Genomic DNA, 15,354 nt, shown 5'->3' with positions numbered 1-15,354 from the left:
CACAGTACGGTAGTGTCTTCGCCGTCTGGATCGTTCATTTTCAGGATCACATCGCCATGCAGGTCAGCAAATCGAACAAGCTCGCCAACGTCTGCTACGACATTCGCGGCCCCGTGCTCAAGCACGCCAAACGCCTGGAAGAGGAAGGCCATCGCATCCTTAAGCTGAACATCGGCAACCCGGCCCCCTTTGGTTTCGAAGCGCCGGAAGAAATCCTCCAGGACGTGATCCGCAACCTGCCGACAGCCCAGGGCTACAGTGACTCCAAAGGCCTGTTCAGCGCGCGCAAGGCGGTGATGCAGTACTACCAGCAGAAGCAGGTAGAAGGTGTCGGCATCGAGGACATTTACCTGGGCAACGGGGTGTCCGAGCTGATCGTGATGTCCATGCAGGCCCTGCTCAACAACGGCGACGAAGTGCTTGTACCCGCGCCGGATTATCCGCTGTGGACCGCCGCTGTGACCCTCGCCGGCGGCCACCCGGTGCACTATCTGTGCGATGAAGGCGCCGACTGGTTCCCGGACCTGGCCGATATCAAAGCCAAGATCACTCCCAATACCAAAGCCCTGGTGATCATCAACCCGAACAACCCCACCGGTGCCGTGTACTCCAGGGAAGTGTTGCTGGGCATGCTCGAACTGGCACGCCAGCACAACCTGGTGGTGTTCTCCGACGAGATCTACGACAAGATCCTCTACGACGACGCCGTGCACATTTGCACCGGCTCCCTGGCCCCGGACCTGTTGTGCCTGACGTTCAACGGCCTGTCCAAGTCCTATCGAGTGGCGGGTTTCCGCTCCGGCTGGATCGCGATTTCCGGGCCCAAGCACAATGCCCAGAGCTACATCGAAGGCATCGACATACTGGCCAACATGCGCCTGTGCGCCAACGTGCCGAGCCAGCACGCGATCCAGACCGCCCTCGGCGGCTACCAGAGCATCAACGATCTGGTATTGCCCCAGGGCCGCCTGCTTGAACAGCGCAACCGTACCTGGGAGCTGCTCAACGACATTCCCGGCGTGAGCTGCGTCAAACCCATGGGTGCGCTGTATGCCTTCCCGCGTATCGACCCGAAGGTGTGCCCGATCCTCAACGACGAAAAGTTCGTGCTCGACCTGCTGCTGTCGGAAAAGCTGCTGGTAGTCCAGGGCACCGCGTTCAACTGGCCGTGGCCGGATCACTTCCGTGTGGTGACCCTGCCGCGTGTGGATGACCTGGAAATGGCCATTGGCCGTATCGGCAACTTCCTCAAGTCTTATCGCCAGTAACGAAAATGACACTGTACGGCCAGCTTTTGGTCGTACAGCGATTATCTGGCAACACTTCTCTGGCCTGCCCTGGGTCTGACCCATCTCTTGAACTCTCGGCAACCGCCAGGCCCCGTAAACACTAGGCCGCAAGACGATTGAAAGCGCGTGCCGAGCGGTTTGTCAGGTAGGAAAATCCCTTCAAGGGTTTACATAAAAGCTGTAGGACACAGTTTGAAATAGTCGCCCGGTTGAATCACCCCAGGCTGCACCTTATATACCCCGCAGTACGCGACATATTAAGCATGAGGAGAACTCTACAACCATGATGCGCATCCTGCTGTTTCTGGCCACTAACCTGGCGGTCGTGCTGATTGCCAGCATCACCCTGAGCCTTTTTGGCTTCAACGGGTTCATGGCGGCCAACGGGGTTGACCTGAACCTCAATCAGCTGCTGGTTTTCTGTGCGGTCTTTGGTTTTGCCGGCTCGCTGTTTTCGCTGTTCATCTCCAAGTGGATGGCGAAAATGAGCACCAGTACCCAGGTGATCACCCAGCCCCGTACCCGACATGAGCAATGGTTGCTGCAGACCGTCGAGCAATTGTCCCGCGAGGCCGGCATCAAGATGCCCGAAGTCGGGATCTTCCCGGCCTATGAAGCGAACGCCTTCGCCACCGGCTGGAACAAGAACGATGCGCTCGTTGCGGTCAGCCAGGGCATGCTGGAACGCTTTTCCTACGATGAAGTGAAGGCGGTACTGGCCCACGAGATCGGCCATGTAGCCAACGGCGACATGGTTACCCTGGCGCTGGTACAGGGCGTAGTAAACACCTTTGTGATGTTCTTCGCGCGGATCATCGGCAATTTTGTCGACAAGGTGATCTTCAAGAACGAAGAGGGTCGCGGCATCGCCTACTTCGTGGCGACCATTTTCGCCGAGCTGGTGCTGGGTTTCCTGGCCAGTGCGATCACCATGTGGTTCTCGCGCAAACGCGAATTCCGTGCAGACGAAGCCGGTGCGCGTCTGGCCGGTACCGGGGCGATGATTGCAGCCTTGCAGCACCTGCGCTCCGAACAGGGCCTGCCGGTGCATATGCCGGACAGCCTGACGGCCTTCGGTATCAACGGCGGCATCAAACAGGGCATGGCGCGCTTGTTCATGAGCCATCCACCGCTGGAAGAGCGAATCGACGCACTGCGCCGTCGCGGCTGACGGTCAGGCAGTGACACTGAAAGGGGCGACTTGATCGCTCCTTTTTTGTGGGTGCTTGAAACGCCATCGCGGGCAAGCCCTAATGTCAGTCAGTTAAGCGCAGATCCCCTGTGGGAGCGCCGGCGCGACAATTCGACTTACCCGCGAAGGCGTTGGCATGAACAGCGCAGACCTCAGCGCCGGTCCAGCCGATAGGCGCGCTCCTCCAGTCGCGTGACGCCGTCCTGCACGAACTTCCAGCTCTCGCCCAGGATGTCCTGCTCTTGCAGCACATCCACGCTCCAGCCCTCACACAACAACGTGCGCACTTCGTCATCATTCACCGCAAAGGGCGGGCCGGCCTTTTGCACCTGGTCATAGTCGAGCGTGACCAGCAGGCCTTTTGTGCCGGCCCCCAGCAGCGCAGTGAGATGCCCGGCATACTGCGCACGCATCAACGGCGGCAAGGCGATCAGCGCCGCGCGGTCATACAGCGCACTGCAATCACCCAGCGCCTGCGCATCCAGGACGAAGAAATCACCGCACCACAGCTCGATCAGTCCCGTCTGATAAACCTTGAAGGCGCCCTTCTCAACGACCTGTGGCGTCAGGCCCTGCTCACTGAAGAACGCCTGAACCGCCTGCTCCGACAGTTCCACGCCCATCACGCGATACCCCTGCGCGGCCAGCCAGATCAAATCCAGGCTTTTACCGCATAACGGCACCAGCACTTTTGCAGCCTCGGCCACGCCCAGCGTCGGCCAGTGGCGTTGCAGGTACGGGTTGACCTCGGGCAGGTGAAAGCCGATCTGATTGCGCGCCCAACGCGCTTGCCAAAATTCAGGCTGCATAAATCCCCCGGGAAATTCGATCAAAAAGCGCTAAAACTTATATTGGATTTAGATCAATGATCTGACTGAAGATGGCAGCATCTTAACCCTCAGGACCCTACGCATGTTGCCCAGCCTGTTCATCTCCCACGGTTCGCCCATGCTCGCCCTGCAACCGGGCGCCAGCGGCCCTGCTCTGCAGCGGCTGGCGGCAGAGCTGCCCAAGCCTGAGGCGATCGTGGTGGTGTCGGCGCACTGGGAAAGCACCGGGCTGCTGGTCAGCGGCAGTGCGGCGCCGCAAACCTGGCACGACTTCGGCGGCTTCCCTCGCGAATTGTTCGCGGTGCAATACCCGGCGCCGGGCGATCCGCAGTTGGCGAGCGCCATTGTCGAGCGGCTTCACGCAGACGGCCTGGAGGCGCAGATCGACGAGCGTCGCCCATTCGATCACGGCACCTGGGTGCCGCTGTCGTTGATGTATCCGGCGGCGGATATTCCGGTGGTGCAAGTCTCGCTGCCCAGCCGCATGGGCCCGGCCCTGCAAACCCGTGTCGGGCGTGCGCTGGCCAGCCTGCGCGAGCAAGGTGTGCTGTTGATCGGTTCCGGCAGCATCACCCATAACCTGGGTGAACTGGACTGGCGCGCCGGACCGGACAGCATCGAGCCGTGGGCCAGGGAGTTTCGTGACTGGATGGTGGAGACCCTCGCCGCCGATGACGAGGCAATACTGCACGACTATCGCCGCCTGGCGCCGCATGCGCTGCGCAGCCATCCCAGCGATGAACATTTGCTACCGCTGTATTTCGCTCGCGGTGCGGGTGGCCCTTTCAGCATCGAGCACCAAGGCTTCACCCTGGGTGCGCTTGGAATGGACATCTACCGCTTCGGTTGACGCCGGGTTTGCTCAGCCTTGCAGGTATTGGCCCTTGTACCGCCATCGGGAGCACGCCCCCCTCCCACAGTTGACCGGGGACTGATCCAAAAAAATATCAGGCAAAAAAAATCCCCGAACCAGTCGGGGATTTTTTATGGGCGATCAATCAGCCGTAGCGGCAAATCAATCTTCGCGGTAGCGACGCAGCTTCAGCTGCTTACCGGCAACGCGCGTGTCTTTCAACTTGGTCAGCAGTTTTTCCAGGCCGTCTTCCGGCAGCTCTACCAGAGAGAAGCTGTCGCGCACCTGGATGCGACCGATGGCTTCACGTGCCAGGCCACCCTCGTTGAGGATAGCGCCCAGCAGGTTCTTGGCAGCGATACCGTCACGCGCGCCCAGCGCGGTACGGCAACGAGCGCGGCCTTCAGCCAATGGAACCGGAGCACGACGCTCACGATCACCACGGTCCGGACGGTCGCCGGTACGCTCTGGACGATCACCGCGCGGGGCGTTGTTCGGCACCAGTGGGCGTTCTTTCTCGATGGCTGCCAGGGTCAGGGCCTGACCGTTGGTAGCCTTGCGCAGCAAAGCTGCAGCCAGGGCACGTGGGGTGCAGCCGATATCGGCAGTCAGGCGGTCGAGCAGTTCGCCGTGGGTCGATTCAGCGTCAGCCACCAATGGCGACAGGCTATTGGTGAGTTTCTTGATGCGCGCATCGAGAACAGCCTGAGCATCCGGCAGGCGGACTTCGGCAACTTTCTGACCGGTTACACGCTCGATCACCTGCAGCATGCGGCGCTCACGCGGAGTCACCAGCAGCAATGCACGGCCTTCGCGACCGGCACGGCCGGTACGGCCAATACGGTGAACGTAGGACTCGGGATCGTAAGGCATGTCAACGTTGAACACGTGGGTGATACGTGGAACGTCGAGGCCACGAGCAGCAACGTCGGTCGCCACAACGATGTCCAGACGGCCATCCTTGAGGGAATCGATCACGCGCTCGCGTTGGTTCTGGGCGATGTCACCGTTCAGCGCAGCGGCTTTGTAGCCTTTGGCTTCCAGGGCACTGGCCAGGTCCAGGGTGGCTTGCTTGGTGCGCACGAACATGATCAGGGCGTCGAAGTCTTCGACTTCCAGCAGGCTCAATACAGCCGAGGTCTTCTGGTCAGCGTGAACCAACAGGTGAGCCTGTTCGATCGCGGTAACGGTCTGGGTCTTGGTCTGGATTTTCACGTGTTGCGGATCGCGCAGGTGGCGTTCGGCAATGGCACGGATAGACTGCGGCAGGGTGGCCGAGAACAGTACGGTCTGACGGGTCGCAGGCAGTGCCTTGAAGATGACTTCCAGGTCATCCATAAAGCCCAGCTTCAACATTTCGTCAGCTTCGTCCAGCACCAGGTGGTTCACGGTGGACAGGACTTTCTCGTCGCGACGCAGGTGGTCGCAGAGACGGCCCGGGGTGGCGACAACGATCTGTGCGCCGTTACGGATGGCTTTCAGTTGTGGGCCCATGGGCGCGCCGCCGTAAACGGCCACAACGGTAACGCCTGGCATTTGCTTGGCGTAGGTTTCGAAAGCGGTTGCTACTTGCAGCGCCAACTCACGGGTTGGCGCCAGGATCAGGGCTTGCGGTTCGCGCTTGGCAGGATCGATGCAGTGCAGGATAGGCAGGGCGAACGCGGCGGTTTTACCAGTACCGGTTTGCGCCTGGCCAATCATGTCCTGGCCGGCCATGATGATCGGGATCGATTGCTGCTGAATCGCCGAAGGTTCTTCGTAGCCGGTCGCGATGACGGCAGCGAGAATGTTCGGGTTAAGATTAAAAGCGGCGAAGCCGCCGGTTTCCTGGGTCATGGGTCTGCCTCTAAGTGCATCCGCAAAGACCCATGCTCCAAAGCTGCGCATGCCGTGTTGAGACTCAAGAGTCGCCCTGGCTGCTTTGTCGGCGGGGATTTGCGAAAACGAATGAATGAAAAAGATTCGTCAAGGAAGAGTCCGCTGTGCGGACGTGCAGCCGAAGCTGGCTTCGGGGAATTGCGCTACCTGAACGCGGCCCGGTTAAAGGCCGGCGCGCACTATACCGGAAATACCTGAAAAAGGGAGCTTTTTTTCGCGCAACGCACCGATGTACCGCGCTGCGTCACAGGTTTTGCAGATACCCGCAGCAGGGTCTGTTTTGCAAACGCCCGGCCCTGCTGGGCATAACGCTTAAACGATTCACCGATTGGATCGCACCTTCGGTCCGAAACCTTAACTCCCGCGCCCGAGGGCACGCCCGATGAATCAAGCCAGCAGTAGCCGCGTCAGCCGTGAACTCCGGGGTCATGTCCTGCTGTTGGGCCTGGACCGGGTGGCCAAGCGCAACGCCTTCGACCTCGATTTGCTCAATGACCTGAGCCTGGCGTATGGCGAATTTGATCGAAACGACGTCGCGCGGGTGGCCGTGGTATTCGCCCATGGCGACCATTTTACCGCCGGGCTGGACCTGGCCAATGTCAGCGGCGTGATGGCCGGCGGCTGGCAACCGCCGCCGGGGGGCTGCGATCCCTGGGGCGTGTTTGCCGGACCAAGGGTCAGCAAGCCGGTGATTATCGCGGCCCAAGGTTATTGCCTGACCCTCGGCATCGAGCTGATGCTGGCGGCGGACATCAACCTTTGCGCCAGCAATACCCGCTTTGCGCAAATGGAAGTGCAGCGCGGAATCTTTCCGTTCGGTGGCGCGACGCTGCGTTTTCACCAGCTCGCGGGCTGGGGCAATGCCATGCGCTGGCTGCTCACCGGCGACGAGTTCGACGCCCATGAAGCCCTGCGCCTGGGGCTGGTGCAGGAGGTGATGGCCAGCGAAGACCTGCTGCCGCGCGCCATCGAACTGGCCAGCCGCATCGCCCGTCAGGCGCCGCTTGGGGTTCAGGCCACATTGACCTCGGCGCGTCTGGCCCGCATGGAAGGCGAAACCGTGGCGGCCGCCGCCTTGCCTGCGGTGGTGGATCAATTGCTTAACAGTGAGGATGCCAGGGAAGGCGTGCGGGCGATGATCGAGAAGCGGCCGGGGGTGTTCAAGGGGATTTGATGGCGGCACTGAGGGCCTCATCGGGGGCAAGCCCTAATGCCGTTCAGTTAAGGAAAATGTGTGGGCGTATTGTGGCGAGCGGGCTTGCCCCGCGTTGGGGTGCGAAGCGCCCCCAATCGAGCAAAATGCGGTGTACCTGATACGGCTCAGCGCCTGGTTTTGGGGCTGCTGCGCAGCCCAACGCAGGACAAGCCTGCTCGCCACAGGGAATCTGCGCTTAACTGAACGGCATTAGGGCAAGCCCCGATGAGGCTCTGATAGTCACCTAAGTCGCCGGCCGAATTGCCTTGATCAACGGCTGCAACGAATACCCCAATCGCGGCGCCAGGGCCTCGGCACGCGCCGAGAGCGCCTCCAGCTCCAGTTCCTGATCCAGCTCCGAAGGCACCAGCAAGATCACATTGCCCTCCTTCACCGGCAGCTCCCAGTAATGTCGGTGATACAGCCCGCGCAACAGCGCTGCCCCCAACGGTTTGCCATCGTCGGTGGCCCATTGGTTGATCACCAGCCAACCGCCCGGGTTGAGCTTTTTCTGGCAGTTTTCCAGAAACGTCCACGCCAGGTGCCCGACGCCGGGGCCGACATCGGTGTAGAGGTCGACGAAAATCAAGTCAGCCGGCTCAGCGCTTTCCAGCAACTGCAAGGCATCGCCGATGCGGATGTACAGGCGTGGATCATCGTCCAGCCCCAGGTACTCGATGGCGAGGCGCGGCACATCGGGGCGCAGCTCGATGGCTTCGACGTCTTCCAGCGGCAGGAACTTGAGGCATGCCTGGGTCAGGGTGCCGGCGCCCAGGCCGAGAAACAGCGCGCTGTCCGGCTGCTCATGGCACAACGCGCCAACCAGCATGGCGCGGGTGTAGTCGTACTCCAGCCAGCTCGGGTCGGCGGTGAACACGCAGCTTTGCTCGATGGCGTCGCCAAACTCGAGAAAGCGGTAATCGGCCACTTCCAGCACACGGATCATGCCGAAGTCATCATGCACCTCGGCCAGCAGGCGCTCGACACGCTCCTCGGTCATCACTACTCCTAAAGGGTTTACCGCACGGCAAAGGCGCGATTGTCGGCCAACCGGCGGCAACAGGTCACGCACTAATTGCTGATAACATTGGCGCCCGACCGTCAATCAGCCAATCGAGTTCATGATGAGCCAACCCTGGAGCCCCGACAGCTGGCGCGCCCTGCCGATCCAGCAACAACCCCGGTACCCGGACGCTGCGCACTTGCTGCAAGTGGAGCAGAACCTCGCCAGCTACCCCCCACTGGTGTTTGCCGGGGAAGCCCGCGAGTTGCGCCGTCAGTTTGCCGAAGTCACCGAGGGCCGCGCGTTCCTGCTGCAAGGCGGCGACTGCGCCGAGAGCTTTGCCGAGTTCTCCGCTGCCAAAATCCGCGACACCTTCAAGGTGCTCTTGCAGATGGCGATCGTGATGACCTTCGCCGCCGGCTGCCCGGTGGTGAAAGTCGGGCGCATGGCCGGCCAGTTCGCCAAGCCGCGCTCGTCCAACGATGAAACCATCGGCGGCATCACCCTGCCCGCCTACCGCGGCGATATCGTCAACGGCATCGGCTTCGATGAAAAAAGCCGCGTGCCCGACCCGGACCGTCTGCTGCAGTCCTATCACCAGTCCACCGCCACCCTCAACCTGCTGCGCGCATTTGCCCAGGGCGGTTTCGCCGACCTGCACCAGGTGCACAAGTGGAATTTGGACTTCATCGCCAACTCCGCCCTGGCTGAAAAATACAGCCAGTTGGCCGACCGCATCGACGAAACCCTGGCGTTCATGCGCGCCTGTGGCATGGACAGCTCGCCGCAGTTGCGCGAAACCAGCTTCTTCACTGCCCACGAAGCGCTGCTGCTCAACTACGAACAAGCCTTCGTGCGCCGCGACAGCCTGACCAACGATTACTACGACTGCTCGGCCCACATGTTGTGGATCGGCGACCGCACCCGTCAGCTCGACGGCGCCCACGTCGAGTTCCTGCGCGGGGTGAACAATCCGATTGGCGTCAAGGTCGGCCCGAGCATGAACCCTGACGACCTGATCCGCCTGATCGACATTCTCAACCCGGACAACGATCCCGGCCGCCTCAACCTGATCGCGCGCATGGGCGCAGGCAAGGTCGGCGACCACCTGCCCCACCTGATCCGCGCCGTGCAGCGTGAAGGCAAGCAGGTGCTGTGGAGTTCGGACCCGATGCATGGCAACACCATCAAGGCCAGCAGCGGCTACAAGACCCGCGACTTTGCGCAGATCCTCGGCGAAGTGAAGGAATTCTTCCAGGTGCACCAGGCCGAGGGCAGCTATGCCGGCGGGATTCATATCGAGATGACCGGGCAGAACGTCACCGAGTGCATCGGCGGCGCACGGCCGATTACCGAAGACGGTTTGTCGGACCGCTACCACACCCACTGCGACCCTCGGATGAATGCCGATCAGTCGCTTGAACTGGCGTTCCTGATTGCCGAAACACTGAAGCAGGTCAAGCGCTAAGGCCGTAGCTGGAAATGCCTGCTGACGGACTGCCTGTGGCGAGCGGGCTTGCCCCGCGTTGGGGTGCGAAGCGCTCCCAATCGAGCAAAACGCGGTGTACCTGATACGGCTCAGCGCCTGGTTTTGGGGCTGCTGCGCAGCCCAACGCAGGACAAGCCTGCTCGCCACAGGGAATCTGCGCTTAACTGAACGGCATTAGGGCTCGCCACAGTCAAGCACAAGCAAGCCCTCCAACCACAACCCAAGTTACTTTCGCAAAGGGTCGTCCCAAAAATGCCGTTGGCTTTCCTGCTCCACGTCGGCGCGGCTGAGCCCAATGTCCTTGAGCGCGTCGTCGTTCAGGGTCGCCAGTAACCGGCGCTCCCGGTACACCGTGTGCCAACGCACAATGCCCTGAAACAGCCCGGCCAAAGGCCGCTTCGCGATCAGCACAAAACCTTTTTGACCTTTCATCTTCTCGCCCTCCTGTGGGGATGACGAAAGTGTGTGCCTGGCTCTATGATCAATCCAACGAATGTTTCTTATGCAATACATCTCGGAGATTGATCAATTGTCCGGCTACCCGAGCATCGACACTGACGTGCTGCGCACCTTCGTCGCCATCGCCGACCAGGGCGGCTTTACCCGCGCCGCCGAACGGGTGAATCGCACCCAGTCGGCGGTGAGCATGCAGATGAAACGCCTTGAAGAGGATGTGCTGCAACGCAAGCTGTTCGAACGTGACGGTCGACAGGTACGCCTGACGCCCGAGGGCCAGGTGCTGCTGGGCTATGCGCGGCGCATCCTGAAACTGCACAGCGAGGTGTTCAATACCCTGCGCGAGCCGCATATGGTGGGGCTGGTACGCATCGGCACGCCGGATGACTACGTGATGCGCTACCTGCCAGGGATTCTCACGCGGTTTTCCAAGGCTTATCCGCTGATCCAGATCGAGATGCACTGCGAGGCCTCGAACGTGCTGATGCAGCGCCGCGACCTGGCCTTGACGGTGATCAGCCGCCAGCCCGGCGACGATGTCGGTGAACTGCTGCGCACCGAACGAATGGTGTGGGCCGCCGCCGCGTGCTTTTGCGTGGACGAACACGATACCCTGCCCCTGGCGGTGTCCGGCGTTGAGTGCTTCGGCACCCAGTGGAGCCAGGCCGCGCTGGACAGCGTCGGGCTCGATTACCGGCTGGCGTATCACAGCTCCAATGTGGCGGCGATCCAGGCCGTGGTCAGCGCCGGCCTGGCGGTGATGGTCAGCCTGGAAAGCCTGGTGACCGAAGACCTGCGCATACTCGGCAGCGAAGACGGCTTTCCGCCGCTGCCGTCGATGAACCTGCGGCTGCTGCGCAACCCGGCGATGGCCTCGCCCATCACCGAGTGCCTGGCGCAATACATCCTCGAAGGCTTCAGACTTTAAAGGTCAGCATCACCGCACACACCACCAGAAATCCGCAGAACAGCCCGCGCAGCACGCGCTCCGGCAGCGCATGGGCGACCTTCACACCCCAGCTGATACTCAGCAGGCCGCCGACTGCCAGGGGCACGCCGATTGCCCAATCCACTTCGTGGTGCCAGGCGTAGGTCACCAGGGTTACGCCGGTGCTGGGCAATGCCAGAGCCAGTGACAAGCCTTGCGCGACCACCTGGGTGGTACCGAACACACTGGTCAATACCGGCGTGGCAACCACCGCGCCACCGACGCCAAACAGCCCGCCCATGGCGCCGGACGCGGCGCCCAGTACGCCCAACCAGGGCCAGGAATAACGCATCTGCGCCGTCGGCGGCGCGTTACGTGTGAACATGCGCACCCCGTTGTAGGCCGCCAGCACCACCAGAAACACAATAAAACCGATGCGCATCACGCCTGCGTCCAGCCCCACCGCCCAGATCGAACCGAGCCAGGCAAAACTGAAACCCATCACGCCCAGCGGCAAGGCATGCCGCAATTCAATGCGATTACGTTGGTGGTAGCGCCACAGGGCCAGCATTACATTCGGCACCACCATCACCAGCGCCGTGCCCTGGGCGAGTTGCTGGTCCAGGCCGAACAACACGCCGAGCACCGGGATGGCAATCAGCCCGCCGCCGATCCCGAACAAGCCGCCCACCGTGCCGAGGGCTGCGCCCAATACCAGGTATATCGCTAAATCCAACACCGCTCGTTACTCCACAATCTCAAGCCTTGCATGCTACGCAGTCGGCTATGGCGTGGAAACGCACAGCAACGCACAATGGCTATGCCAATCTAGCATAAGCCTTCGCCCATGAACCCGAACACCCTGACCGATCAACTGGGCCTGTTTCTCGACGTACTGGAAACCGGCAGCTTTTCTGCCGCCGCACGGCGCCATCCGCTGACGCCTTCGGCAGTGGCTCGGCGCATCGACAGCCTGGAAAGCTCGGTGGGCAGCCGCTTGTTTCAGCGCAGCACCCATGCGGTGGTGCCCACCCCCGCGGGCCTGGCTTTTGCCGAACGAGCGCGCAGGATTGTCACCGAGTTGCAATTGGCACGGGCCGAGGCGGTGTCCCTGAGCCATGCGCCGGAAGGCCTGATTCGCGTAGACGCGCCGGCAGCCTTCGGCCGACGCCACTTGGCGCCAGTAATCGCCGACTTTTTGAACGTGTACCCTGGGCTGGACGTGCACCTGCATTTGATCGACAGTTTTGTTGATATGCAGGGCGCGCACCTGGGCAAGGTCGACCTGGTGCTGCGTGCCGGGCATATCGTCGATACCCGGCTGATCGCTACGCCCCTGGCGAGCATCGTGCGTATCGCTTGCGCCAGCCCGGCGTACCTGAAAAGCCGCGGCACGCCCACCCACCCTCGCGAGCTGAGCGAGCATGACGGCCTGGACTGGGACGGCCTGGCACCGATGTTCGCTTGGCGCTTCGAACTGGACGGGCGCCGCGCCACCTGTCGCCCGCAGCGCATCCGCATGAGCGCCAACAATGCCGAAGCACTGTTGTCCGGCGCGCTCGCCGGGCTGGGGATCGCCCACCTGCCGACCTGGCTGGCCAGTGAGTACCTGGTGCGCGGCGAGCTCTTGCCGCTGTTCTGCGAAGGCGGCCTGCCTAGCCCGGAAACCACCGGGATTTACGCGCTGCGTCTGGAGCAACAGCCCAATGCGCGCAGTCGATTGTTGCTGGAATACCTGAAATCCCGATTCAGCCCGGTCCCTCCCTGGGATCTGGCCCTGCAAAGTGGCTTGGTCTGACCGACTGGACAGAATTATCTGGCGCATTAAAGGTTTGCCCGCTAGATTCCAGGCCAGATACGCTTTTTTCGAGGCACCGCCATGAGCAAAAATCCTGACCCTTGCGAATCCCTGCTGCTGGATAACCAGCTGTGTTTCGCCCTGCACTCCACCTCGCTGCTGATGACCAAGGTCTACAAGCCTCTGCTGCAAGCCCTCGGCCTGACGTACCCGCAGTACCTGGCGATGATGGTGCTGTGGGAAGAGGATGGTTTGACCGTCGGCGAAATCAGCAGCCGCCTGTTGACCGACCCGGGCTCCCTCACCCCGCTGCTCAAGCGCCTGGAAGCCGAAGGCCTGCTTAGCCGCACGCGCAGCCGTGAAGACGAGCGCGTGGTGGTGGTGGAATTGACTGCCGCCGGCCGCGCCTTGCAGGAAAAAGCCATGGGCATTCCGCAGTGCATCCTCGGCGCCAGCGGCCTTGAGCTTGAGCAATTGCGCCAGTTGCAGGCTGACTTGGTTGCTCTGCGCAGTCATCTGCAGAACGCAATCTAAAGGCACCAAAGCACCAAAAATGTGGGAGCGGGCTTGCTGGCGAAGGCGCAGTGTCAGTCACTGAATTTATTCACTGATACACCGTTTTCGCGAGCAAGCCCGCTCCCACATTGGGTTCTGCGGCGCGTCATTATTCAAAACCTAAAACATTTTTGTAAATTTATCTTGCGCACTAAACATTGGCGCTATACATTCAACTCACCAACTAATTAGCGCGCAAACATTTAGCGCATAACACGCAGAGGACGACACCATGCAAACTCTCTATACCGCAGTAGCCACCGCCACCGGCGGCCGTGATGGTCGTGCTGTTTCCAGCGACAACATCCTCGACGTAAAACTCTCCACGCCCAAGGAATTGGGCGGCGCCGGTGGCCAGGCCACCAACCCTGAACAATTGTTCGCTGCCGGCTATTCGGCCTGCTTTATCGGTGCACTGAAATTCGTCGCCAGCCAGACCAAACGCAAAATCCCGGATGACGCTTCGATCACTGCCCACGTCGGCATCGGCCAGATCACTGGCGGTTTCGGCCTGGACATCGACCTGCACATCAGCCTGCCGGGCCTGGCCCAGGACGATGCGCAAAGCCTGGTCGACGCGGCTCACCAAGTCTGCCCGTACTCCAACGCCACCCGTGGCAACGTCGATGTGCGCCTGCACGTAACCGTCTAAATGACCTCGGCCGCCCCTGGAGAAAGAAATGAACACAATTGGTAAAGCGCTCACCGGCACCCTGCTCGCCCTGTCCATCACCAACGCCTTTGCGGCGACCGGTGAGGTCGAACACAACACCCAGGCCTTTCTGGATGTGTTGAACGCAGGCACCGGTAAACCGATGGAACAACTGACGCCGAAGGACGCCCGCGCTGTACTGACCGGCGCCCAGGCCGGTGTGAAGCTGACCCTGCCCAAGGCGGATGTGAGCCAGAAGACCATCCAGGTCGATGGCCAGCCGCTGGACCTGACCATCGTGCGGCCAGCCGGGGTCAAGGGTACATTGCCGGTGTTCATGTTTTTCCACGGCGGCGGCTGGGTGCTGGGGGATTACCCGACCCATGAACGCCTGGTGCGGGATTTGGTGGTGGGTTCGGGGGCTGTCGCAGTGTTTGTCAATTACACGCCTTCGCCGGAAGCGCATTACCCGGTGGCGATCAACCAGGCCTACGGCGCAACGAAGTGGGTCGCCGAACACGGCAAAGAGATCAACGTCGACGGCAAGCGCCTGGCGGTTGCGGGCAACAGTGTCGGCGGCAACATGGCGGCGGTGGTCAGCCTGATGGCCAAGGACAAGGGCACGCCGGCGATCAAGTTCCAGCTGTTGTTGTGGCCAGTGACCGACGCCAACTTTGACACCGGTTCCTACAACCAGTATGCCGAAGGGCATTTCCTCACCCGCAACATGATGAAGTGGTTCTGGGACAACTACACCACCGACGCCAACCAGCGCGCCGAGGTCTATGCCTCGCCACTGCGGGCCACGACTGATCAGCTCAAAGGGCTGCCACCCGCGCTGATCCAGACCGCCGGTGCGGACGTGCTGCGTGATGAAGGCGAAGCCTATGCGCGCAAGTTGGACCAGGCCGGTGTACCGGTCACCGCCGTGCGCTACAACGGCATGATCCACGACTACGGCCTGCTTAACGTGGTCAGCCAGGTGCCGGCGGTACGTTCGGCCTTGCTGCAAGCGTCGGACGAACTCAAGCAACACCTCAAGTAAGCCCGGCGAAGTAAACATGACGCCCATGAAAAAGCCCGACTCAAGGTCGGGCTTTTTTTCGTATCGTGTCCCGTCCTGAATAAGGTTTACACCTTCTGACCTTTCTTCAGGAGGACTCAATGGATACGGGAAAAAGGCGCAGCCAACGCGATTACACGCTAGCTTTTAAATTGTCGGTCGTAGACCAAGTC

15 protein-coding genes are annotated in these 15,354 nt (G+C 61.4%); 10 read left to right on the top strand and 5 right to left on the bottom strand.

The genetic code is table 11. The features are described from left to right. The first annotated feature begins 56 nt into the window (after window positions 1-56). On the top strand, window positions 57-1,268 hold the full coding sequence (locus LUB09_RS20670; protein WP_209980516.1) for a pyridoxal phosphate-dependent aminotransferase: 1,212 nt from the start codon (window positions 57-59) through the stop codon (window positions 1,266-1,268). 304 nt (window positions 1,269-1,572) lie between these two features. Next, the gene (htpX, locus tag LUB09_RS20665) at window positions 1,573-2,460 is read left to right on the top strand and encodes a protease HtpX (protein ID WP_043050458.1); all 888 of its coding nucleotides are present in this window, start codon (window positions 1,573-1,575) and stop codon (window positions 2,458-2,460) included. Window positions 2,461-2,633: 173 nt separating this feature from the next. Here htpX and LUB09_RS20660 read toward each other — a convergent pair whose 3' ends face one another. Beyond that, complete coding sequence (locus LUB09_RS20660) at window positions 2,634-3,290, bottom strand: thiopurine S-methyltransferase (protein WP_231423564.1); 657 nt, start codon at window positions 3,288-3,290, stop codon at window positions 2,634-2,636. Between the two features lie 103 nt (window positions 3,291-3,393). On the opposite strand from LUB09_RS20660, the gene LUB09_RS20655 reads away from it, so the two are divergent. Further along, entirely contained in the window at window positions 3,394-4,161 is a 768-nt protein-coding gene (locus LUB09_RS20655) for a DODA-type extradiol aromatic ring-opening family dioxygenase (RefSeq protein WP_231423563.1), read from the top strand. Between the two features lie 165 nt (window positions 4,162-4,326). On the opposite strand, the gene LUB09_RS20650 is transcribed toward LUB09_RS20655, so the two are convergent. Further along, window positions 4,327-6,000 (bottom strand): DEAD/DEAH box helicase, encoded by a 1,674-nt coding sequence (locus tag LUB09_RS20650; protein ID WP_209980508.1) that lies wholly within the window; start codon window positions 5,998-6,000, stop codon window positions 4,327-4,329. 424 nt (window positions 6,001-6,424) lie between these two features. Between LUB09_RS20650 and LUB09_RS20645 the strand changes: the two genes are divergently transcribed. Next, a complete protein-coding gene (locus tag LUB09_RS20645; protein WP_231423562.1) occupies window positions 6,425-7,216 on the top strand; it encodes a crotonase/enoyl-CoA hydratase family protein in 792 nt (263 codons plus the stop codon). 265 nt (window positions 7,217-7,481) lie between these two features. Here the strand turns inward: LUB09_RS20645 and LUB09_RS20640 are convergent, their stop codons facing one another. Then, entirely contained in the window at window positions 7,482-8,237 is a 756-nt protein-coding gene (locus LUB09_RS20640) for a spermidine synthase (protein ID WP_209980505.1), read from the bottom strand. A 124-nt stretch (window positions 8,238-8,361) separates the two neighbouring features. Between LUB09_RS20640 and LUB09_RS20635 the strand changes: the two genes are divergently transcribed. Then, the gene (locus LUB09_RS20635; protein ID WP_231423561.1) at window positions 8,362-9,708 is read left to right on the top strand and encodes a class II 3-deoxy-7-phosphoheptulonate synthase; all 1,347 of its coding nucleotides are present in this window, start codon (window positions 8,362-8,364) and stop codon (window positions 9,706-9,708) included. A 246-nt stretch (window positions 9,709-9,954) separates the two neighbouring features. Here LUB09_RS20635 and LUB09_RS20630 read toward each other — a convergent pair whose 3' ends face one another. Then, window positions 9,955-10,161: a DUF1127 domain-containing protein gene (locus tag LUB09_RS20630; protein WP_057008389.1), complete on the bottom strand. Its 207-nt coding sequence runs from the start codon at window positions 10,159-10,161 to the stop codon at window positions 9,955-9,957. Window positions 10,162-10,231: 70 nt separating this feature from the next. Here LUB09_RS20630 and LUB09_RS20625 point away from each other — a divergent pair, with 70 nt between their 5' ends. Continuing rightward, the gene (locus LUB09_RS20625) at window positions 10,232-11,113 is read left to right on the top strand and encodes a LysR family transcriptional regulator (RefSeq protein WP_231423560.1); all 882 of its coding nucleotides are present in this window, start codon (window positions 10,232-10,234) and stop codon (window positions 11,111-11,113) included. Here LUB09_RS20625 and LUB09_RS20620 read toward each other — a convergent pair. Continuing rightward, a complete protein-coding gene (locus tag LUB09_RS20620) occupies window positions 11,103-11,852 on the bottom strand; it encodes a sulfite exporter TauE/SafE family protein (RefSeq protein WP_231423558.1) in 750 nt (249 codons plus the stop codon). The genes LUB09_RS20625 and LUB09_RS20620 overlap by 11 nt on opposite strands. Window positions 11,853-11,960: 108 nt before the next feature. Here LUB09_RS20620 and LUB09_RS20615 point away from each other — a divergent pair, with 108 nt between their 5' ends. The 4 genes from LUB09_RS20615 (at window position 11,961) to LUB09_RS20600 (ending at window position 15,163) form a co-directional block, all read left to right on the top strand. Further along, a complete protein-coding gene (locus LUB09_RS20615; RefSeq protein WP_209990242.1) occupies window positions 11,961-12,911 on the top strand; it encodes a LysR family transcriptional regulator in 951 nt (316 codons plus the stop codon). A gap of 81 nt (window positions 12,912-12,992) precedes the next feature. Further along, the gene (locus LUB09_RS20610; RefSeq protein WP_209980498.1) at window positions 12,993-13,445 is read left to right on the top strand and encodes a MarR family winged helix-turn-helix transcriptional regulator; all 453 of its coding nucleotides are present in this window, start codon (window positions 12,993-12,995) and stop codon (window positions 13,443-13,445) included. 253 nt (window positions 13,446-13,698) lie between these two features. Continuing rightward, window positions 13,699-14,118, top strand: coding sequence for an organic hydroperoxide resistance protein (locus tag LUB09_RS20605; RefSeq protein WP_012722993.1), 420 nt, complete (start codon window positions 13,699-13,701; stop codon window positions 14,116-14,118). A gap of 28 nt (window positions 14,119-14,146) precedes the next feature. Further along, window positions 14,147-15,163, top strand: coding sequence for an alpha/beta hydrolase (locus tag LUB09_RS20600; RefSeq protein ID WP_209980496.1), 1,017 nt, complete (start codon window positions 14,147-14,149; stop codon window positions 15,161-15,163). The last annotated feature ends 191 nt before the right edge of the window (window positions 15,164-15,354 follow it).

The sequence above is a fragment of the Pseudomonas sp. Leaf59 genome (assembly GCF_920984685.1).
Taxonomy (GTDB): Bacteria; Pseudomonadota; Gammaproteobacteria; order Pseudomonadales; family Pseudomonadaceae; genus Aquipseudomonas.
This window is presented reverse-complemented; position numbering and strand designations above follow the sequence as displayed.